Here is a 21,529-nt window from a genome sequence, read left to right as displayed (position 1 = left end):
AGTGGTCTTTTCCGTTTCCGTCATCTTTACCGGTTTACCATGCCCCGCAATCAACGTCCTGATCCCCGCCGTCCTTCGCCTGATCGCACGGGCGCGCCCCGGCGTGTCGCCAAAGCACCGCCCGCCGAACCTCGGCTGATTCTGTTCAACAAACCCTTCGACGTGCTGACCCAGTTCAGCGATGGCGAAGGCCGGGCGACGCTCAAGGATTTCATCGAGATCCCTGGCATCTACCCAGCCGGTCGCCTGGACCGCGACAGCGAAGGCTTGCTGCTGCTGACCAACGACGGCCAGTTGCAAGCGCGCATCGCCGACCCCAAGCACAAGCTGGCGAAAACCTACTGGGTGCAAGTGGAAGGCGAGCCGACGGAAGAGCAACTGCAAAAGCTACGTGACGGCGTCGAGCTGAACGACGGCCCGACCTTGCCTGCCCAGGCCCGGCAACTGGACGAGCCGGAACTGTGGCCGCGCAACCCGCCGGTGCGCTTTCGCAAAAGCGTGCCGACGAGCTGGCTGGAGTTGGTGATCAAAGAAGGACGCAACCGCCAGGTGCGCAGGATGACCGCAGCGGTCGGCCTGCCGACGTTGCGACTGGTGCGCGTGCGGATTGGCGACTGGTGCCTTGATGGGCTGGATCAGGGGCAGTGGCGGGAAGTGCCGGCAAAGCTTTGAGTAAAAACGACAGGCCGTCGCGAAGCAAACGCAACCCCTGTGGGAGTCGAGCTTGCTCGCGAAGACTGCGTTACAGCCGCTGAAGACTTAGCGGCTGTACCCGCCTCTTCGCGAGCAAGGTGGATCGCCACCCCGGTCGCTCCCACAAAAACCCTGTACCTGCGCGGACGCGCTTCACCCACGCAAATGCACCAGCGGCAATTCGGTGCTTGCTAGGACCTGATTGAGCACGAAGCTGGAGCGCACGCTGGTCACGCCGTCGATGCGGGTCAGGTGGCCGAGCAGAAATTTCTGATAGTGATCCATGTCCGGGACGACCACCTTCAACTGGTAGTCGGCGTCGATACCGGTGACCAGGCTGCATTCCAGCACCTGCGGCAGGTTGCGGATGTGGTGCTCGAAATTCTCGAAGCGGTCGGGCGTATGGCGGTCCATGCCGATCAGCACGTAGGCCGTCAGGCTAAGGCCCAGCTTCTTGCGGTCCAGCAGCGCGACCTGCCCCACGATATAACCATCGTCTTCCAGCTGCTTGACGCGACGCGAGCAGGGTGAAGGCGACAGGCCAATGCGCTCGGCCAGCTCCTGATTGGAAATGCGCGCGTCCTTTTGCAGTTCGGCCAAAATACTCAAGTCATATCTGTCGAGCTTGCTCACCATAAGCGCCTTTATTGAATGGATTGCGCAGGATTATTAATCTGAAGTGAATTATTGCGCAAGTGGTGTTTTCATCAGCAATATTCGCAATCCTGTGTCGTCTCCCAAAGCCTATTCTTTTAACCAGAATCACTGCCCGGACACAGCGTCCAGCGCGGCCCGCCGAATCAGGCCAGCCGCGGTCTCCAACCCGAGAGGGTTGAGCAGGCCACCGGGCTACGCACTGTCCAGAAGACGATGCGAGGTGAGCCGACGTCAAAAGCGTCGAGCCAGGACGAAGCATTCCAGAGAGGGCCATTGAGCCCTCTTTTTTTGTGCCTGCCTTTCAGCTCAGGCCGCAGTGGTGCTTCTACAGTTTCATCCGCCACGCTGATAGAGTGCGGCGAACGGCGCACCCGACTAGCAGTCCTATCAACAGGTATCCGCGCCGCAGTGAGGAAAGCATGAACACGCGCATCTGGCGTTTGGCAGGTGTCAGTCTCTTGGCCTTGAGCATCGGTGCTCAGGTGTGGGCCGACGACAATAATCAGCAGCAACAGCAACAGCAACAGCAACAGCAACAGCAACAACAGCAGCAGCAGCGCCAACAGCAACAGCGCGGGTTCGAGATGCAGCGTCAGCAGCAGGAGAAGCAGCGCGGTTTTGCCGACGATCAGCAGCGTCAGCAGCAGCAACGCCAACAGCAGGCGCAGCAGCAACAACAGCAGCGGCAGCAGGAGCAGCTGCAGCAAAACCGCCAGATTCAGCAGAACCAGCAAGAGCGCGCCAATCAGCAGCGCCAGCAGCAGGAACGCGAGCGCGACCTCCGCGACGATCAACGCCAACAGCAGCAACAGCAACAACAGCGCCAGCAACAGCAGCGCCAGCAACAGCAGGATCAGCAACGACGCCAGCAAGAGCAGCAGCAACAACAGCGTCAGTTGCAGGATCGCCAAGGCGGCCTGCCGATTCAGGGTCGGCCGGACACAGTGGTTCAGACCCAGGAGCCGCGGCAGGGCTTCTACCGCGACCAGCCCCGAGACAACCGCTGGCGCGACGGCGACCGTCGTCCTGATAACGGTAACTGGCAGCCCGGCCGTCCCGGTGGTCATGGCGATGGTTGGGGTTCGGGCCCGCGCTATCGCCCGGGTTACGAAATCGATCGCATGCCGGGCGGATATTCCCGCGTGCCGTATCGCGGCGGGGACTACTTCTACTCAGGCGGCTACTGGTATCGCCCACAGGGCCCGCGTTATGTGGTCGTCCAGCCCCCACGGGGTGTCCGCGTGCGCTATCTGCCTGACTACGCTCAACAGGTCTGGCTTGGCAGCGCGCTGTTCTTCGTCGCCGCCGGCACCTATTACACCTACGAGCAGAACACCCAGGAATATGTGGTCGCCGAGCCTCCCCAGAATGTCGAACCGGTGTACTCGCCGCAGCCCGTTCAGCAGGCCGCGAATCCCTATGACGTTGTCGCCTATCCGCCCGAAGGCAAGCCGCAACAGGAAATCGAACAGGACCGCTACGACTGCTACCGCTACGCCGTGCAGCAGAGCAATTTCGACCCGGCAGGCGCGGCCTATCAGCCGGCACCGGAAGTGCTGGGTGTCTACCGTCAGGCGATGGCCAGTTGTTATGCAGGGCGGGGGTATAGCATTCAGCAGTGAGTGCGGGATGTAGCCTGGGATGCAAAATGCGCAGCGCACTGTTTTTGTGGGACCGGCTTCAGCCGGGAAGAGGGCGGTGCGCACACCATCAGATTTGCAGTGTGACAACCGACGCCTTCCCGGCTAAAGCCAGTCCCACTAAGTACACACCGATAGTAGGACCGACTTCAGCCGGGAAGAGGCCAGTGCGCGCGCCATCAGATTTGCGGTATGACACCAGACGCGTTCCCGGCTAAAGCCGGTCCTACGCCCGTGTCAATTCAAAACCGGTCCATCCTCACGCCCCACCACTTCCTGCGGATCCGCGTGCACCAGCACTTCGGCCTTGGGGAATTCGTGCTGAATTGCCGCTTCCACCCGCTCGCACAAATCGTGCGCCACCGACAGCGTCAGCGTGCCCGGCAACTCCAGGTGCAGCTGCACAAACCAGTGATTGCCCGAAATCCGCGTGCGCAGGTCGTGGGCACCCAGCACACCCGGCACGCCCTGGGCCAGCTCGAGCATTTTTGCGCTGACATCGACAGGCAGCTCAGCGTCCATCAGCACTGACACCGTTTCCCGGGCAATGGAAATCGCGCTCCACAAAATGTAGAACGCGATGGCCAGACCGAAATAAGCGTCCAGCTGGGAGTAACCGAAATAGGCCAAGCCCAGCGCCAGCATGATGCTGAAGTTGAGCAGCAGGTCAGAGCGATAATGCAGGGAATCGGCGCGGATCGCCGCCGAACCGGTTGCCTTTACCACGCGGTGCTGCAACATCAGCAAGGCAATCGTCAGACCAATCGACAACACCATCACCAGCAAACCCAACCCGGGAGCGCCGAGGGGCTGCGGGTGCTGGATGCGGTCGACCGCCTGAAAGCCGATCAAAAACGCACTTACTGCGATGAACAGCGCCTGGGCCATGCCCGACAACGCCTCGGCCTTGCCGTGGCCATAGCGATGATCATCGTCGGCGGGACGCAGCGCGTAATGCACGGCCAGCAGATTGAGGAAAGACGCCGCGCCGTCGAGCATCGAGTCCGTAAGGCCGGCCAGCAGACTCACTGAGCCGCTGAGCCACCACGCAACCGCTTTGGCAACGATCAGAATGCTCGCCACGGCAAGCGAGGCGCGGGTTGCCAGACGCAATAAGCGGGCGTGTTCGGGACTGGTGCTCATGGCGCTTCCTTTAAATCACAGACTCAAGCGGACGGTACAAGGCCCAGGGAGGCAAGCTGCTGGGTGCTGCCTTTGTGCTGGATCAGACGAGGATCATCCAGCGGCAAGGTACGGCCGAGCTCTGTTTGAATGATGGCTTGCAGCTTGGCGTTGTCGACTGTGCCGTCAGTGCGCACCGCCGGTTCAAGCTTTTGCGGATCGATCTGAGCGTGAGTGCCGCCTGGCAGATAGATAGCGCCAGTGGCGAAGTCCACGCCGAACGCGATCACGCCGGGAATGATGTAGAACAACAGGCCGATGGCGTCGAGTATCACGATCGCCGGGTCCATTCGCCCGCTGCCCTGAATCTGGCCGCGACGATCCGGGTAGAAAATACTGCCGCAGGCAGTCAGTTGAGTCAGCAGGGTGGCGACCAGAACACCGCCAATCAAACGGGAAGGAATGCGCATGGGGATCTCCTCAGAAGAAGGCGCAACTATACAAGGCAAATGCCTAATCAATAAGAGTATCCGTGGGGGAAGACAGTTCGTTGGGGGGATGAGCAAAACAGGTTGATGCTGGGGCGCTTTGGAGTTGACACGGGGTTGGTGAGGGTACTGGCGCGTCTCTCCATGTCATCCATTCGTGTACGGTCGACGCAACCCGGTCATGGCCCTGGACCCAAGCATGCAGGCTCGGGTCGATCCATTTCACGACCTCCAAAATATCTCGGTGTATATCCATAAGCGGCTGCCAAAGCAGAGGCTCATGATGGAAACATCTGTTTCGCAAGTCGCGCCCCTTATTCAGTCGTGTACGCATCTTGTCAGGCTGACGCATGCTTTTAGGGCACGAATAGAAAACTCTCATCAGAGGTTTGGACAGCTTGTTGGTGGTTGCGCGGTTGAACAAGGATGTCCAAAAATCCAAAACTGAGTTCTGCCACGATATTGTCGGGGCTAGCCTTAACCCTGCGCGCACCGAGGGCTCTCTTCGCATCGGCGATCTTGTTGTAGAGTTTTTGAAGGTCTGCGTCGGCAGGGTCATTCCACTCTTCATACCAGTCGAGCCGGTTGTATTCGATAGCCATCTCCTTCTGTATGCCGTTGCGCAGGGATACCTCAAGCACATGAAAAATCGATACCAGAGATTCGGCAATTTTCATGTTGTGGACATACGCTTCCGCTGCCCGGTCGTGCTTGTTCTGATTCTTCTGAAGATAACGGGACATCCGGGGAGTGGAGAGCTTTGCCTCCAGCGTGTTCCAAACCATAGCTAAATTAACCTTCCTGGAAACCAAACTGCCGCCAAGAACTGTCTTGGGCGAAAAGCCGAAATTTTACACGCCGTGGGATCTCCATTGAAGCTAAGCCGCCGCTGAGGCGGTCTGCAGTGCGTGCGGGTTTCGTTCACTTCACACGGCAATGCCGCTGCCAGATCAAGACACCGCTGATAGCGAGAAATATTCTAAGGCAGGAAAGCCACTGCGTTGAGAACCCATCTTCGGATTTGACGTTGCTCTGTTCTGTGATAAATTTGCGTCGCTGCCCTAGCACCTCCACTCCCGGGCTTTTTGAAACGGTGATGAGACTAGGTTAAGTTGTGGCCCCGCTTGCGGGGCTTCCTTGTTTCTGGCGTTTGAGAATCGGCAGCACGCTGTTCTCTGGCGCCCTTCGCAAACGCATCCCCACACAGGCTGGGGGCCTGCGATGCTCGTGGGTATACTCCCCGGCTGATCTGGGAGCCACCATGAATTCTTTGCCCATCGATGCCGTTCTCCCTGCCTTGCGCCAGGCCCTTGCCGACCGGGATGAGGCCGTGCTCGAAGCGCCGCCTGGCGCGGGCAAGACCACCCGTGTACCGCTGGCGCTTTTGCACGAGTCGTGGCTGGGTGGACAGACGATCCTGATGCTTGAGCCCCGGCGTCTGGCTGCTCGTGCTGCTGCTGAAAGACTGGCGAGCGAGCTGGGAGAAGGCGTCGGCGAGACGGTGGGTTATCGGATTCGCCTGGACAGCAAAGTCGGCCCCAACACGCGCATCGAAGTGGTCACCGAGGGCATCCTCACCCGGCGCTTGCAGGAAGACCCTTCGCTGGAAGGTGTCGGCCTCCTTATTTTCGACGAATTTCATGAAAGAAGCCTCGACGCTGATCTCGCGCTGGCCCTGAGCCTCAACGGTCGCTCGCTGTTTCGTGACGAGCAGCCGCTGAAGATTCTGCTGATGTCGGCGACGCTCGAAGGCGCGCGGCTGTCGAGCTTGCTCAACGATGCGCCGGTGGTCAGCAGCGAAGGGCGCATGTTTCCGGTGTCGATGCAGTGGGGGCGGCCGTTTCAGCCGGGGGAGTTCATCGAGCCGCGGGTGGTGCAGACCGTGCTCGATGCGCTGGGCAGCGAGTCCGGCAGCGTGCTGGTTTTCCTGCCGGGGCAGGCCGAAATCCGTCGGGTCAATCAGCAACTGATTGAAGCGGTCGGCGATCGCAGCGACGTGCTGCTGTGTCCGCTGCATGGCGAGCTCGACCTGAGCGCTCAGCGCGCGGCAATCGAACCCGCGCCCAAGGGCAAACGCAAAGTCGTGCTGGCCACCAACATCGCCGAGACCAGCCTGACCATTGATGGCGTGCGGGTGGTCATCGACGCGGGGCTGGCGCGGGTGCCGCGTTTCGATCCCGGCAGCGGCATGACGCGCCTCGACACCCAGCGGATTTCCCGGGCCAGCGCCACTCAGCGGGCGGGTCGGGCAGGGCGGCTTGAGCCGGGCGTCTGTTATCGGCTGTGGTCCGAGGCTCAGCACGATCAATTGGCGGCCTACGGCGCGGCGGAAATCCTTCAGGCCGACCTCGCTGGCCTGGCGTTGCAACTGGCGCGGTGGGGCGTCGAACCGGCGCAGCTGACGTGGCTGGACCTGCCGCCTGCCGCCGCGTACGCCCAGGCGCAAGACCTGCTGGCTCGGCTGGGCGCTCTGACGCGCAAGCCGGGCGAAGACTGGAAACTCACGCCTCACGGCCAGTCGATGGCGGAGGTGCCCGCGCATCCACGCATCGCCCATTTGCTGCTGCGCGGTCACGAACTGGGTCTGGGACCACTGGCGTGCGACGTCGCAGCGTTGCTGGGCGAGCGCGACATTTTGCGCGGCGCCGGTGCCGATCTGCACAGTCGGCTCACGTTGCTGGCGGGGGCAGAACGCGCCGCGAAAGGCGCACAGGGCGGCGTGCAGCGAGCGCGGCAGTTGTCCCGCCAATATCGGGGTTATCTGAGGGGCGCGGCCCGGAAACCGGTCGTCGATCCTGATCACCCGCGCTGGCTCGGCGCGTTGCTGGCGCTGGCCTATCCCGATCGCGTCGCGCAACAACGCCGTGCTGGCGGCGCGGAGTATCGACTCGCCAACGGCCGTGCCGCCTTGTTCGCCGAGCCAGACGCACTGATGAAACAGCCGTGGCTGGTGGTGGCCGACCTGGGCAGCCGCCAGGGCCAGCGCGAAGAACGCATCTATCTGGCCGCCGAGTTCGATTCCGACCTGTTCAACACAGTGCTCGCCGAACAGGTGACGCAGTTCGATCAACTGGATTGGGACGAGCGCGAGGGCGTATTCCGCGCCGAACGTCAGCGCAAGGCCGGTGAACTGATCATCAGCCGGGAGCCGCTCACCGGGCTGGACGATTCAGCACGGGGGCAGGCGTTGCTCGCGCTGGTGCGGCGCAAAGGGCTGGAGCTGCTGCCATGGACACCGGAGCTGCGCCAGTGGCAGGCGCGAGTCGGCCTGTTGCGTCAGATGGATCTCCAAAAGCTGAGCGAAAGCGAGTGGCCGGACGTGAGCAACGATGGCTTGCTGGCGACGCTGGAGCACTGGTTGCTGCCGTACCTGGGCAAGGTCACGCGACTGAGCCACTTTGGCAATCTGGACCTGTCATCGATCCTCCACAACCTGCTGCCATGGCCCTTGCCCCAGCGGCTCGACGAACTGGCGCCGCATCACCTGACCGTGCCGTCGGGTTCATCGGTGCGCCTGGATTACAGCGAGTCCCCGCCCATTCTGGCAGTGCGCCTGCAGGAACTCTTCGGCCTGGCCGACACCCCGCGCATCGCCAACGGCCGGCAGATCGTCAAGCTGCACCTGCTATCCCCCGCACGCCGCCCGGTGCAGGTCACCCAAGACCTCGCCAACTTCTGGCGCAGTACCTATGCCGAGGTGAAGAAGGATTTGAAGGGGCGATACCCGAAGCACTATTGGCCGGACGATCCGTTGATCGCCGAACCGACCGCGCGGGTGAAGCCGAGGAAGTGATCGGCTGCACAAAGGCATGACCCCGAGCGGATCAAAAAAAACTTCATCAGCCATGTGAGGTAAATACGCGTTCAACCCGTGTAATAGTAACGAATCGCATTAGCGTTCTTTTCATTACGGAGTCAGCTCGTGGTCAAGCTCTTTAACCGGACTCATGCATCGGTCCTGCTGTGTTCTGCCCTACCTGGTCTTGCAATGGCGGCCCAGCCGGTCACCGAGCTGGCGCCCAGTGTCATCCAGTCCACACGCGATGCAGCTGACGGCTCGGGGAGCTATACGCTTTCTGAAGGGAGTACGGCCAGCAAGACCTCCACCCAGAATCGGGATGAAGCACAGACCGTCAACACGGTCACTGCGCAAACCCTGGATGACTATCAGGTCAAAGATCTCAACGACGCCATGCGCTTTGTCAGTGGTGTGAGCCAGACGAATACGTTGGGGGGCACGAAGGACGCTGTCATCAAGCGCGGATTTGGCAGCAACGACGACAACTCCATTTTGCGGGACGGGGTGCGCTCGGCGATCGGCCGCAATCTCGGCGCCACCACCGATCACGTAGAAGTGCTGAAAGGCCCGGCATCGCTCATGTACGGCGCGCTGGAGCCGGGCGGGCTGATCAATGTGATCAGCAAGCAGCCGCAGTTCACCCAAAGCACGACTCTGACCGGGTCTGGTTACAGTGAAGGCGGCGGGACGTTTGGTCTGGACACCACTGGGCCGCTGGGCGATACCAACCTGGCTTATCGGCTGGTTGCCGAGCGCTCCCACGAGGACTACTGGCGTAATTATGGTGTCGATGAGCACACGCTGATTGCGCCATCGATCGCCTGGGTGGGCGACCGCGCCAGTTTCTCGCTGGCGTACACCTACAACGATTACGCGAGCCCCTTTGACCGCGGCACCGTGTTCGCCAATGGCCACCCGGCCGACATCAGTTACCGCGACCGTCTGGATGAGCGCTGGGCCAAGACCGTCGGCATCAGCCAAAGCACCACCGCGAAGTTCGAGTACCAGCTCAATGACGCCTGGCGAAGCCGGTTGACCTACGGATGGACCGAGGATCGTTACAGCCTGGCGATTGCACAGCCGAGCACCTTGAAAGGCGACACCCTGCGCCGGATTGCCAATGGCGGGCACTATGATTATGAGAGCCGCTATACCGCTCTGGACTTCATAGGCGATCAGCAGTTGTTCGGCCAGAGGCATGAGATCGTCGTCGGGGTGGACAACGAGTCGCTGGATAAATACCGCGGTAAAACCTATCGCAATGCCAGCAGCACCACCGGCAACCTCAACATTCAGGACCCCACCTACGGCAATCTGGCTGAGCCTTCGACGGTCAGCGCGGTCCAGAGCAACGCCGAAAATAACCTGGTCACTACCTCGGCATACTTCAAGGACAACTGGCACCTCAATGATCGCTGGATTCTGGTATTCGGGGGGCGTCAGGAACACTGGGATCAATACAGCGATCAGGGGCTGGGCAGTTCGTACGCACCGGGCGCCGACTCCAACGGTGACAAGTTTCTCCCTTTTGGCGGGATTGTTTACCAGCCGACCGACAACGTCGCGCTCTACGCCAACTACAGCCGTTCCTTCGTGCCTAACGATGCTGACGACGCGGGCAACAGCTTCAAGCCTACCGAAGGGCGCAGCTACGAAGTCGGCATCAAATACAGCCCGGTCCAGGCGCTCAATGTGAACCTGGCCGTGTATGACATCGTCAAGAAGAACCTTGTGAACAGCGTGCTGCAAAGCAACGGCGACAGCATCGACGAAGCGGTGGGGAAGGCCCGCTCACGAGGGGTTGAGCTGGATGTGACCGGAGAGATAGCGCGTAACTGGAGCATCATTGGCACCTACGCCTACGACCACACGGAAGTGCTGAAAAACGAAGAGTCACCCGAGCAGGAAGGCAACCGCTTGCCCAATGCGCCGATGCATACTGCGAGCCTGTACCTCAGCCATCAACTCGCACTGCCTGCCGAAACCGGTAAGTGGCATGTCGGTGCAGGTGCCCGATACGTCGGAGAGCGGCCGGGGGACGACGCCAACAGCTTCTGGCTGGACAGCTACACAACGGCCGATGCCTTTGTGCGCTGGGATTTGCCCACCCATGACTACAAGACCAGCCTGCAGTTGAACATCGACAACCTGTTCAATAAGGAATACTACCCGGCCACCACGGGCAGCAGCACGCTCCAGGTCGAGGAGGGGGCGCTCCGAACCGCGCGGCTGACGGCCAGCGTCACGTTCTGATTGCAGCGACCGGTGCCGGGCAATCCAGCACTGGTCTGTTCAGATCAAGCGCCCCTGCCATGCACCTGGGAAGCAGGCTTTAGAGGCGCTTTTCTACTCGACCTTCGCCGGTACCCTGAATCGCGCAATCACCGGCATGTGATCAGAGATCAACAGGGTATCCGCCTGCCTCACCCGCGCCTCCACCCGCTTCAGCTTCGGGCTGTAGAACAGAAAGTCCTGCGTCCGGTCCGGGCCGCTGATGCTCGGGTCGTTGGGGAAGCGGGTGTACCACGTGCGACGATCCTCACCGGCTACGTCTTCATTGCTCGGGATCATCGGGAAGCTTTCCCACAAGCCCCGAAGCTCGCTCTCCGCCGAATACGGCGCGCGCTGTCCGGAAGGTAGCCGCTGATATTGCCCCTGTGGCAGCAAACTGAAATCTCCGCCAGTGATCCACAGCGTGCCGTTTTTCTCGAAGGCGTGTTGCAACCCACTAACCGCCGCGACCTGTCGCTGTTGCACGTCGCCGCCCGATTCGGCATCGCTTAAATGCGTATTCGTCACTGCCAGGCGCCCGCCATCTTTGAGCGGCAGGTAGCTGACCAGTAGCGCAGGCTGGGGTTGAAACAGTCGGCTGATGAAATGGCCGGACGGCGAGGGCAGTTGCAGGCGTTCGGCGCTGTCCATCTGGTAGCGGCTCAGCGTTGCCAGCTTGCGCCCGACACTGCCGAAGATGTGTTGATCCGGCACGAAGTCGGACTTCCAGTAAAACGCCTCGCTGCTGCACGGGTACAGGTCGGCGACGCGCGCCTGGAGCAGGGCGAGTTGATTGCCGTAGTCGGTGTTCTTCGCGCCGTCGTCGACTTCCTGCAGCAAGACGATGTCCGGCTGCTCGTCGCGGATGACCCGCGCCACTTCATCCAGGTTGTACGCAATGTCTTCAGGCGTTGGCCGTTCATCCGGGCCGCTGCCGTCGGGCAGGTCGTACCAGAAGACATAACGTTTGCCGGCCAGGTATTGAATGTTCCAGGTCATCACTGTGAGCGTCTGACCCGGCGCCAATACCGGTGGCTTTGCGTCCATCGCGTTGCAGGACACCGCCGCGTTTTCGTATCGGGCAGGGTGCCAGGTCACGTCATACAGCAGTATCCCGAACAGCCCGGCACACACCGCGAGGTAAAGCAGATACCGCGTCGGGCGTGCCATCTTGTCAGGCCGACCGGGCAGGTGGGTCGATGAGCATGAACAACCGGAACATCACCACGCTGATAAACAACTGCAGGAAGCTGGAAATACTGTCCACTGCAATCGACAGCCCCGGGCTCTGTTGGTCAGGCAGCACGTAATAACTGAGCGCCTCAAGCAGCGACAGCGGGATGTAAACGCACAGCACGCAGACGAAAATCCGCAGCACATGGCCCTGGGTCATCCTGAAGCTTTCGCGCATCGCCTCCAGCGGCCCCATCCCGCGCAACACCAGCAGGTATTCCGACAGCACCAGTTTGATCATCACCCACACGCCCGGCAGGATGAACAGCGACATGCCGGCCATGATCAGCAGCGTGCTCAGCGCCGTCAGCACCGCGAAGGTGGGCCACAGGCGCAAGGCAACGGCCCACAGGTTGGATTTGACCGGATCTTCGCCACGGGTTTTGGCGTCCATAAACAGGATCAGCGCGCCGGTATAAAGCGGGTAGAAAAGCAGCCCGACCAACAGTGGCGCGGCCCCGGTGCTCGCCCCGAAGCCGACGAGCTGTTTGGTCAGGGCCTCCAGTACCACCAGCGGCAGGCACAGCGTAAGAATGCTGCCGAAGTTGCGTCGGAAGAAGTAAAACGAGTCTTGCAGAAGGGTCAGCGGATTCATGAACGGATCACAAGGATAAGCAGGCCAACACTTTAACGTAGCGCCGCAGAACCGGCCAACCGGCCACGCCCTGCGAGCCTTCTTAACTTTTTTTACATGCTATTGAAACGCCCTTGAACAGCCCCATTACTGGCTATGCCTGAGCAATGGCTCAGAACAGAATTCCTACGGCAATCTAACGAGGTCGCCATGAACAGCGAAGAACAAACCCTGATCGACGGCTTGTTTGGCAAGCTCAAGCAAGCAGAAACCGAATCGGCCCCCCGTGATGCGCAGGCCGAAGCGCTGATCAAGGAGCACCTGACTCGCCAGCCCGCTGCGCCTTATTACATGGCGCAGTCGATTCTGGTGCAGGAAGTCGCGATCAAGCAGCTGGAGGCCCAGAACCGTCAGCGCGACGAGCAGATTCAACAACTGCGGGCTGAGCTGGAACGGTCAAAATCCGCGGCGCCTGCGCCGTCCGGCAGTGGCGGCGGGTTTCTGTCGAGCATCTTTGGTGGCGGTTCGCGCGAGCCTCAGGCTCAGCAACCGGCTTCGTCGTTCTCGCGTCCATCGAATCCGCAGCCTTCGTCGGGCGGCTGGCGCGAAAGTGGCCCTGCAAGCGCGCCGCCTTACAACGCGCCGCAGCAGAACTATGCTCAGCCACCGCAAAACTATGCCCAACCGCAACAGGCACCGGCGGCGCCCGTCGGTAGTGGCTTTCTGGGTGGCGCACTGAAAACCGCCGCGGGCGTGGCCGGTGGCGTGATGCTGGCGGAAGGCATCAGCAGCCTGTTCCACCACAACAGCCAACCGCAGGAAGTCGTCGAGATCATCCAGGAGCAGCCGGCCCAGCCTGCCGCTGAACATGATCAGGGCGGCAGCGGTGGTTGGGGTGACGACCAGCAGCGCGTCACTGGCAACGACAACACCGGGAATGACGCCTGGGGCAGTGATTCCAATGGCTTCGCCGATACCGATTACGGCAGCGACACCGGTGGCGGCATGTTTGACGACGACGATTCGTTCGTCTGATAGCCGCAGCTAACGCCCTCCCTGTGGGAGTGAGCTTGCTCACGAAGGCGGCATTTCAGTCGCTGAAGATTCGGCGGATGGCCAAGCCATTTCGCGAGCAAGCTCGCTTCCACAGGATCGTTTCTATAAGGATCAGGTCTGCGCAGCACAACCGCACCCTCCACCCAATCCTTCTATCCCTTCCCCAAACTGGCATACTGAGCGCCGGTCCGGTTTTCGGATCCCTGTCGCTTGTCAGCGCATCGAGGAATTTGGGTGAGAAGAATCGCGGTCTTCGCCGACGTACAGAATCTGTATTACACAGTGCGTCAGGCTCACGGTTGTCACTTCAATTACGCAGCCCTGTGGGCTGACATCAGCCAGCGCGGTCAGATCGTCGAGGCGTATGCGTATGCCATCGACCGTGGCGACAGCAAGCAGCAGCAATTTCAGCAGATCCTGCGCAACCTCGGCTTTACCGTCAAACTCAAGCCCTACATCCAGCGCAGTGACGGCTCGGCCAAAGGCGACTGGGACGTGGGCATCACCATCGACATCATGGACGTCGCGCCGAATGTCGATGAGGTTGTGCTGGCGTCCGGCGATGGCGATTTCGACCTGTTGATGGAGCGCATCATCAGCAAGCACGGCGTCGAAGCGATTGCCTACGGTGTGCCGGGGTTGACCGCCAACTCGCTGATCCGCGCGGCCAGTCGTTATGTGCCTATCGAGGGCGGGTTGCTGCTCAAGAATTGATGCCAGCAGCGCGCTGATCAGGCCGCCCGATACTTCTCACGTCAACGCACCACCCCGCTATTTGAAGGCCACGCCATGCAAGAACGTATCGCCGTCATCGACTTCGAAACCACCGGCATTTCCCCCAGCAGCTACTGCCGCGCCACGGAAATCGCCGTGGTGATCGTGGAGCAGGGCGTGATCGTCGAGCGCTATCAAAGCCTGATGAACGCTGGCGTGCGCATCCCGTCTTTTATCGAGTCCCTGACCGGCATCAGCAACAGCATGCTGCGCACGGCGCCGCCGGCTGACCGGGTCATGAACGAGGTCGCCGAGTTCGTCGGCCTGACGCCACTGGTGGCGCACAACGCCTCGTTTGACCAGAAGTTCTGGGACTTCGAGCTGTCGCGCATCAAGCGCAATCGCGTACAAAGCTTCGCCTGCTCGATGCTGCTGGCGCGACGTCTCCTGCCCCACGCGCCGAACCACAAACTCGGCACCCTCACCAGTTGGGCCGGCTTGCCCCACACCGGCAAGGCTCACCGGGCCATGGCCGACGCGGAAATGGCCGCCAACCTCACGCTCCACCTTGGGCATCAACTGCGCGACACCCACGGTCTGGCCGGCGTTTCCCACCAGCTGCTGTGCACGCTGCAAAAAGTCCCGGCGAAAAAAATTGCAGATGCGATCAGCAAGCATCGGGGGCTCTAGCCAGACTGTGGCGCAGGTGGCTCAAACCCAATCAGCATGCCCTATCAGGTGAATGAAGCCGGCATCGCCTTGAGTCAGTGCAGCAGACTCCGGTGAGTTGGCGATATTGAATGCGACCTGCCCACGGCTCGTGCCGCCGTCCAGCGATTGGACCCAATAGGCAAGGCCGCCAGCGTCGCTGCCTCGATCCAGGACGTTGTGATACAGATTTTCGACAAAGGCTGCGTTGCTGCCATCGGGCAGGCGTTGGGAAAACTCGGCAGATTGCACAAAACCATCCGCAATCTGGGCACCGGTTTCGCCTGCGGCGCCGTGAGACAGCCAGAACTTCAGGCCTTCGATATCGGGAGCACGATCCAGAATCGTATACAGGCGACCAATGCTTGCCTGCGCCGAGTCGAGAACGAACAGTTCGCGATCTGCGAAATCCAGCACATTGAAGCCACTCAGGTCGAATTTCGCCGCCGCTCCCGTGGAACGACTGACTGATAGCGTGTCGGTATCGAGCGCGCCGATCGTGTAGGCGGATGCAGCGTCGTTGAAAATAAAGGTGTCGATACCGGCGTTGCCGGACAGATGCGAAACTGCATTGCTGTCGAGCCTGACTTCCTGCTCACTGATCTGATCGTCGCCAGCCGTGCCGGTGGCCACGCCCTTGCCCACCACCATATCCAGATTGTTCCAGGCGTTATGAGCCACGATCCTGATGTAGCCTGCCTCGCCCTCCGAGAGGTCATGGCTCTCGCGCGAATTCAGGAAGCCATCAGCAACCGCTGTTCGACTCAAACCCTGCTGCAGCAGCGTGTTCCAGTACGACACACCTGAATCATCGCCTGTGCGATGCAGTACATTCTGATAGAGCTCAAGCACAAAGTCCCGACTACCAAGCATGCTGAAGCGCTGTATCCCTTCAGCGGAATTCAGAAAGCCATCGCGAATCTCTGCATCCGAACTGCCCATCGCCTGATGCGTCAGCCAATAATTCAAGCCCTGATAATCGGGCGTCCGACCGAACAATGAGTAGAGCCTGGCAACGTAAGCCTGATCCTCGGTGAGCGCTGTGTGATGTAGGTCCATGCCAAAACTCAATGAAACAGTGGCGTCACTCTCGGCATTAAAGGCGCCATACCGGCTGTGAAAAGCCATCAGCAGTTCGTCGACACTGGCATTGCGGTCCATGAAAGCCAGCTTTTCGACGCTTGAAAGCGAGTCCACATCGGACGTTTGCGCGTCATGAACGCTGAGGCTGGCACCACTCACAAGCGCGGCATCGTAGTGGGCAAAGTAGCGAGCACCTGCCTCGGTATACAAGGCGGTGTCTAAGCCGTTGCCACCATTGAGCATGTCCGAACCCGCCCCTCCCATCAGCCGATCGTTGCCATCGCCGCCAAACAACTGGTCATTGCCAGCGTTGCCATTGAGGAAGTTGTCACTGGCGTTGCCGATCAGCGTATCCGCGCCTGCACCCGTTATGGCGTTCTCGATAACCGTACCGCGCGCGATGGCGATGTTCGATACACCGCCGTACAGGCTGGAAAAAGCTTCACTTCTCAAATCGACTGTTTGAGCGCCGGCATAGGTGCCGACGTTGATCGTGTCATTGCCGCCCGCATCATAAATTGTGCCCACCAGACCTGGCATGAAGTCGGTTCCGGCGTTGTTGTTGAAACCGTAGGTATTGTCACCTGTGCGGGTAACGGCGGTGCCGTACAGTGACTGGATGGCTACGATGTCCGCCAGCATAGGCGTAGCGACATAGCCGAAAGAGGCATTGGAATAGGTATTCTCGTCCTGACTGAAGTAGGACATTACCGAGTATTTCCAGCTGTCCTCTTGATAGAAAACATTGTTGGGGAAGGTCGCGCTCCCGTTGTAATTGCCCGCATGGCCCAACCCCAGCGCGTGGCCAATTTCATGAATGTAGGTTTGCTGATAATACAAACCGTATTTCACCCAATCGGAAGCGATGTTGACGCTGCTGTTCGAGATGATGCTGCCTGCATAGTTGGAGCTGCTATACGCACCGCTTTTGTTTTCGCTGAAATTGATCGCAGCGGCAGCGGTGGTTTCCACAAATTTCAGGCCGCTGACATTGGTCCAGCTTTGCAGCGCATATCGAGCAACAACCTGAGCATTCGCGCTCAAGCTGGCCAGGTTGACGGTGAGCGACCCACCGGCGTGCACGTCAAAGTGGTGTTGGGAACCGCCATAGGCGTCGTGCCAATAGCCATCAGTCAGGTAGTTGGCTTGCTGATCAAGCGTCAGGTGCCCAAGCGTCGCCTGGCTGGTGGCTGTCTGTTGGCTCACACCCTGGCTGTTCGCTCCGTCCGTCCAGAGTTGGGTGAGCGCATCGCACATCGAACACATGTAGAAACTCCGGGGCAAGGCAGGCCTGGCCAGGTCAATGACGCAATAATCGGGTAGGGATCGGTGATGAGTTCAATCCGCTGAGCCAGCTTTGAAAACGGGCTACATGACCTTCACGCGCGTTGACCCGCCTTGGTCTTGACGAGGGTGTGGCTCTTCGAGAAGGTACGGCAGGGCACGGTCGAAGACGCTAGTGCCCATTCCTGATGAGGTTGTCGGCATGCTTTCTGGCGACTGAAGGCGGTTTTTTCCAGGGCCGACGAAATACCGCTGGGAGAGGCTGGAGGAGGGCGATGGCCGGGCAGGCGTTGTCGCAGGCTGCCCGCCGGGCTGTCATGGCGCCTATCGCTTACTGCGTACTTTCAATTCCCGATCATCTTGCCGCTCCCACGTCAGCCGCTGCGAACACCTCGCCAGCAAAAGTGTATGGGTCGAATAAACCACATTTGTAACTGACGCCGGCGGCCCTGAGATTTCTAAAATCAGTCCCACAATAAACGACTGTACTAGAGCCTTTCATGCCTGCCGCCCGACGTTTTCCCCTGCTGCTCATCGGGGCCTTTTTCGCGCTTTATGTGATCTGGGGCTCAACTTATCTCGCCATCCGCATCGGTATTGAAACCTGGCCTCCGCTCATGATGGCCGGGGTGCGCTTTACCATCGCCGGTTCCATCCTGTTCGCCTTCATGCGCTTTCGTGGCGCGCCGATGCCCACCTGGAAACAGTGGAAATCCGCCGGGATGATCGGCTTTCTGCTACTCGCCTGCGGCAATGGCGGCGTGACCCTGGCGGAACACGCAGGCGTTGCTTCTGGTGTCGCAGCATTGGCAGTAGCCGTGGTGCCATTGTTCACCTTGCTGTTCGGCCTGTTCTGGGGCCATCGCAACACGGGGCTGGAATGGGCGGGCATCCTGCTCGGCCTTGTCGGCATTTCTTTGCTCAACCTCGGCTCGAACCTGCAAGCCAGCCCCATGGGCGCGGCGCTGGTGATCTTCGCCGCCGCGACCTGGGCGTTCGGTTCGGTGTGGAGCCGCTACCTGCCATTGCCCGCCGGACCCATGGCCAGTGCTTGCGAAATGCTGGTGGCCGGCGCCGTGCTGTTGCTCGGCAGCTTCATCAGCGGCGAACGCATGACCCAATCCCCCGGCCTGTCGGGCTGGCTGGTGATGGCGTATCTGGTGGTGTTCGGCTCCATCGTCGCGTTCAGCTCCTACATGTACCTGCTGAAGAACGTGCGACCCGCCGCCGCGACCAGCTATTGCTACGTCAACCCGGCGGTGGCGGTGTTGCTCGGCGTGTTGTTCGCCGGCGAACACATCGGCTGGGCGGAAGGCGCAGCGATGGCGGTGATCATCAGCGCCGTCGTGCTCATCGGCCTGCCGCAGTGGCGCAAGCAGAAACCGTTGCAGAAAGGGTAAACTGCGCGCCATTGTCTTCTACAGACTCTTGTGCGCTGACCTTTTTCCAACGGTACTGAAATGACATTCGCCTCCCTCGGCCTGATCGAACCCCTGCTGCGTGCCCTCGAAACACTGGGCTACCAGACTCCCACCCCCGTTCAGGCCCAGGCGATTCCGCCCGTGCTCGAAGGCCGCGACCTCATGGCCGCCGCCCAGACCGGCACCGGCAAGACCGCAGGTTTCGCGCTGCCGTTGCTGCAACGCCTGACCATGGAAGGCCCGAAGGTCGCCGCCAACTCCGTGCGCGCGCTGGTGCTGGTGCCGACCCGCGAACTGGCCGAGCAGGTTCACGAAGCCATCGCGCAATACGCCGAGCACCTGCCGCTGACCACCTACGCGGCCTACGGCGGCGTCAGCATCAACCCGCAGATGATGAAACTGCGCCGAGGCGTTGACGTGCTGGTTGCTACCCCTGGCCGCCTGCTCGACCTGTATCGTCAGAACGCCGTGAAGTTCTCCCAACTGCAGACCCTGATCCTCGACGAAGCCGATCGCATGCTCGATCTTGGCTTCTCCGAAGAGCTGCGCGACATCTATGCCGCGCTGCCGAAGCGTCGCCAGACGCTGCTGTTCTCCGCGACCTTCTCCGATGCGATCCGCGCGCTGGCCGGGCAGATGCTCGACGACCCGCTGACCATCGAAGTCAGCCCGCGCAACGTGGCGGCCTCGTCGGTCAAGCAGTGGATCGTCACCGTCGACAAGAAGCGCAAGAGCGAGCTGTTCATTCATCTGCTCAAGAAGCATCGCTGGGGTCAGGTGCTGGTCTTCGCGAAAACCCGCGTCGGCGTCGACCAACTGGTGGAGCGCCTGCAAGGCCTGAGCCTCAACGCCGACGGCATTCACGGCGACAAACCCCAGGCCACTCGCCAGCGCGCGCTGGATCGCTTCAAGAGCGGCGACGTGCAGATCCTGGTTGCCACCGACGTTGCGGCCCGTGGTCTGGACATCGATGACCTGCCGACCGTGGTCAACCTTGACCTGCCGATCGTTGCCGAAGACTACATCCACCGCATTGGTCGCACCGGCCGCGCGGGCCAGACCGGTGAAGCGATTTCCCTGGTGTGCGCCGACGAAGTCGACCTGCTCAGCGCCATCGAAATGCTGACCCGCCAGACCCTGCAGCGCCGCGAAGAACCGGATTTCATTCCGGAACACCGCGTGCCGGCCACCGACGCGACCGGGCAGGTTCTGAAAAAGCCGAAAAAGCCAAAGAAACCAAAAACCAGCGGCGGAGGCGGCAAACGCAATCTGGGCAAGTGGGTCGACAGCGGCGAAGCGGCGGCAGAAGTGCCGTCCATCAAGCCTGTGCGCAAAGTGCCGGTGTTCAACACCGGACCGCGCAAGCGTAAGCCGTAAGAAGAGCGGCAGAGTCCGGGCCCTCTCACCAGTGCCCGGACTTCAGCGCGATCAATGTGGGACCGCGCTGTGTCAGTAGGACCGGCTTCAGCCGGGAAGAGGGCAGTGTGAGCGCCATTAATTGTGCGGCGTGACGACCGGCGTCTTCCCGGCTAAAGCCAATCCTGCTAATACCTATCGCCGGCGCAGCACATCCTGATAAAGATCCGCATACACCTGCACCATCTTCTCCGCGGTAAACATCGACTCAAACCGCTGCGCCGCCTTCAACCCCATCTGCGTCGCCCGCTCTCTGTCATTCCACAGCGTATTCATCGCGGCCGCCAACGCATCCGAATCCCGTGGCGGAACCACCAGCCCGGTCTCGGCCGCGATGTTGATAAACGTGGTGCCCGTGCCCATTTCGCACGAGATCATCGGCTTGCCATACATCGCCGCTTCCAGCAGCGAGATGCCGAAAGACTCCGAACGCTGATGCGACGGGAATACAAACGCTTCACACAGCATCAGCAGCGCGTTCTTGTCGTCATCCGGCAGGCTGCCCACAAACACGACATTGCTGAGCCCGAGCGCCTTGGCCTTCGCCTTGAGCTCTTGTTCCTGGTGCCCACCGCCCATGATTACCACCGGCAGACGATTCTTGTGCGCCGCTTCAAGCAGAAAATCCAACCCCTTGTAGTAACGCAGCGCACCGACGAACAGAAAGAAACGCTCGCCCAGTTGCTGCTTCCAGTGCTCGAGTTTCGCCTGAGACGGGGCAGGGTACGTGGCCCGATCCAGCCCGAACGGAATGATCTCGACCTTATCCCTGAACCGGGTCAGAACCTCACTGCTGGCGGCATAGTTAGGCGAGGAAACGACAATCCGATCAACGCTCCCCAGAAAGCGGTTCATCAATGGCGCATACAGCTTGAGCAGCGTCTTCTGCTTGATGATGTCCGAGTGGTAACTCACCACCGTCGGCTTTTTGATCTGCGCGGCGAAGTGCGCGATGTCCATGTACGGCCACGGGAAGTGGTAGTGCACGACGTCAGCGTCGCGCGCGAGCTCTTTGAAGTCCCGAATGCCCGACAGCGAAAAGCCCGTCGACGCGACGTACAGATCCTGCTTTGAACGGTGAGCGATGTGATTGCCGACCGTCTCGTTTCGCGCGGCCCCTTGTGTGCTCAGCGACAGCACCTGGGACTCGATCCCGTGGGCCTGACAACCCTGTGCCAGCTGGAAGATGACTTGCTCGACCCCACCGCCCTTGCTTTCCGGGAAGTAGGTCTTGAAGAAGTGCAAAACTTTGGTCATCAGGATTCTCTGACGAAACGATAACGTCCGCTGTTCTCGCGATAGGTGCGTTGCGGGCAGAGCGGGGATGTGTGGAGCGGAGGATAAAGGAAAACCCGAAGCGCCTCACAGCG

At 60.6% G+C, this 21,529-nt stretch carries 18 protein-coding genes; 9 read left to right on the top strand and 9 right to left on the bottom strand.

Features of this window, described 5'->3' with window-relative positions; translation table 11 throughout:
• Positions 1-39 precede the first annotated feature (39 nt).
• Positions 40-672 carry a pseudouridine synthase gene (locus BBI10_RS09900; RefSeq protein ID WP_065988353.1) on the top strand — a complete coding sequence of 211 codons (633 nt, stop codon included), beginning with the start codon at positions 40-42 and terminating at the stop codon, positions 670-672.
• Between the two features lie 174 nt (positions 673-846).
• Here BBI10_RS09900 and BBI10_RS09895 read toward each other — a convergent pair whose 3' ends face one another.
• On the bottom strand, positions 847-1,329 hold the full coding sequence (locus BBI10_RS09895; RefSeq protein ID WP_192133544.1) for an Lrp/AsnC family transcriptional regulator: 483 nt from the start codon (positions 1,327-1,329) through the stop codon (positions 847-849).
• A gap of 164 nt (positions 1,330-1,493) precedes the next feature.
• Positions 1,494-2,261 (bottom strand): hypothetical protein, encoded by a 768-nt coding sequence (locus BBI10_RS28350; protein WP_347876464.1) that lies wholly within the window; start codon positions 2,259-2,261, stop codon positions 1,494-1,496.
• On the opposite strand from BBI10_RS28350, the gene BBI10_RS28345 reads away from it, so the two are divergent.
• Entirely contained in the window at positions 2,247-2,972 is a 726-nt protein-coding gene (locus BBI10_RS28345; RefSeq protein WP_065988351.1) for a DUF6515 family protein, read from the top strand. The genes BBI10_RS28350 and BBI10_RS28345 overlap by 15 nt on opposite strands.
• A 255-nt stretch (positions 2,973-3,227) precedes the next feature.
• Here BBI10_RS28345 and BBI10_RS09880 read toward each other — a convergent pair whose 3' ends face one another.
• The 3 genes from BBI10_RS09880 to BBI10_RS09870 form a co-directional block, all read right to left on the bottom strand.
• The gene (locus tag BBI10_RS09880; RefSeq protein ID WP_065988350.1) at positions 3,228-4,133 is read right to left on the bottom strand and encodes a cation diffusion facilitator family transporter; all 906 of its coding nucleotides are present in this window, start codon (positions 4,131-4,133) and stop codon (positions 3,228-3,230) included.
• Between the two features lie 23 nt (positions 4,134-4,156).
• Positions 4,157-4,582 (bottom strand): polyribonucleotide nucleotidyltransferase, encoded by a 426-nt coding sequence (locus tag BBI10_RS09875; RefSeq protein ID WP_065988349.1) that lies wholly within the window; start codon positions 4,580-4,582, stop codon positions 4,157-4,159.
• A 374-nt stretch (positions 4,583-4,956) separates the two neighbouring features.
• The gene (locus tag BBI10_RS09870; protein ID WP_244160335.1) at positions 4,957-5,385 is read right to left on the bottom strand and encodes a hypothetical protein; all 429 of its coding nucleotides are present in this window, start codon (positions 5,383-5,385) and stop codon (positions 4,957-4,959) included.
• A 476-nt stretch (positions 5,386-5,861) separates the two neighbouring features.
• Here BBI10_RS09870 and hrpB point away from each other — a divergent pair, with 476 nt between their 5' ends.
• Both hrpB and BBI10_RS09860 read left to right on the top strand, forming a co-directional pair.
• Positions 5,862-8,393, top strand: a complete 2,532-nt coding sequence (gene hrpB / locus BBI10_RS09865; protein ID WP_065988348.1) for an ATP-dependent helicase HrpB — start codon at positions 5,862-5,864, stop codon at positions 8,391-8,393.
• Positions 8,394-8,588: 195 nt separating this feature from the next.
• Complete coding sequence (locus tag BBI10_RS09860; RefSeq protein WP_083233073.1) at positions 8,589-10,652, top strand: TonB-dependent siderophore receptor; 2,064 nt, start codon at positions 8,589-8,591, stop codon at positions 10,650-10,652.
• A gap of 93 nt (positions 10,653-10,745) precedes the next feature.
• Here BBI10_RS09860 and BBI10_RS09855 read toward each other — a convergent pair whose 3' ends face one another.
• Positions 10,746-11,840 carry an endonuclease/exonuclease/phosphatase family protein gene (locus BBI10_RS09855; RefSeq protein ID WP_065988346.1) on the bottom strand — a complete coding sequence of 365 codons (1,095 nt, stop codon included), beginning with the start codon at positions 11,838-11,840 and terminating at the stop codon, positions 10,746-10,748.
• A 4-nt stretch (positions 11,841-11,844) separates the two neighbouring features.
• Positions 11,845-12,498: a YciC family protein gene (locus tag BBI10_RS09850; RefSeq protein WP_065988345.1), complete on the bottom strand. Its 654-nt coding sequence runs from the start codon at positions 12,496-12,498 to the stop codon at positions 11,845-11,847.
• A 189-nt stretch (positions 12,499-12,687) separates the two neighbouring features.
• On the opposite strand from BBI10_RS09850, the gene BBI10_RS09845 reads away from it, so the two are divergent.
• From BBI10_RS09845 to BBI10_RS09835, 3 genes are all read left to right on the top strand, one after another.
• The gene (locus BBI10_RS09845; RefSeq protein WP_065988344.1) at positions 12,688-13,512 is read left to right on the top strand and encodes a DUF2076 domain-containing protein; all 825 of its coding nucleotides are present in this window, start codon (positions 12,688-12,690) and stop codon (positions 13,510-13,512) included.
• Positions 13,513-13,767: 255 nt separating this feature from the next.
• On the top strand, positions 13,768-14,247 hold the full coding sequence (locus BBI10_RS09840) for an NYN domain-containing protein (RefSeq protein WP_065988343.1): 480 nt from the start codon (positions 13,768-13,770) through the stop codon (positions 14,245-14,247).
• A 75-nt stretch (positions 14,248-14,322) separates the two neighbouring features.
• Positions 14,323-14,937, top strand: coding sequence for a 3'-5' exonuclease (locus tag BBI10_RS09835; protein WP_065988342.1), 615 nt, complete (start codon positions 14,323-14,325; stop codon positions 14,935-14,937).
• A 21-nt stretch (positions 14,938-14,958) separates the two neighbouring features.
• On the opposite strand, the gene BBI10_RS09830 is transcribed toward BBI10_RS09835, so the two are convergent.
• On the bottom strand, positions 14,959-17,304 hold the full coding sequence (locus tag BBI10_RS09830; RefSeq protein ID WP_065988341.1) for a DUF4214 domain-containing protein: 2,346 nt from the start codon (positions 17,302-17,304) through the stop codon (positions 14,959-14,961).
• Positions 17,305-17,822: 518 nt separating this feature from the next.
• Here BBI10_RS09830 and yedA point away from each other — a divergent pair.
• Complete coding sequence (gene yedA / locus BBI10_RS09825) at positions 17,823-18,722, top strand: drug/metabolite exporter YedA (protein WP_065988340.1); 900 nt, start codon at positions 17,823-17,825, stop codon at positions 18,720-18,722.
• Between the two features lie 60 nt (positions 18,723-18,782).
• Positions 18,783-20,120 carry a DEAD/DEAH box helicase gene (locus tag BBI10_RS09820; RefSeq protein WP_065988339.1) on the top strand — a complete coding sequence of 446 codons (1,338 nt, stop codon included), beginning with the start codon at positions 18,783-18,785 and terminating at the stop codon, positions 20,118-20,120.
• Between the two features lie 174 nt (positions 20,121-20,294).
• Here BBI10_RS09820 and BBI10_RS09815 read toward each other — a convergent pair whose 3' ends face one another.
• A complete protein-coding gene (locus BBI10_RS09815) occupies positions 20,295-21,416 on the bottom strand; it encodes a glycosyltransferase family 4 protein (RefSeq protein ID WP_065988338.1) in 1,122 nt (373 codons plus the stop codon).
• Positions 21,417-21,529: the final 113 nt, after the last annotated feature.

This window comes from Pseudomonas graminis, from assembly GCF_001705435.1.
Lineage (GTDB): Bacteria > Pseudomonadota > Gammaproteobacteria > Pseudomonadales > Pseudomonadaceae > Aquipseudomonas > Aquipseudomonas graminis_B.
Note: the sequence above shows the minus strand (reverse complement) of the source record. Positions and strands in the feature narration are given on the sequence as shown.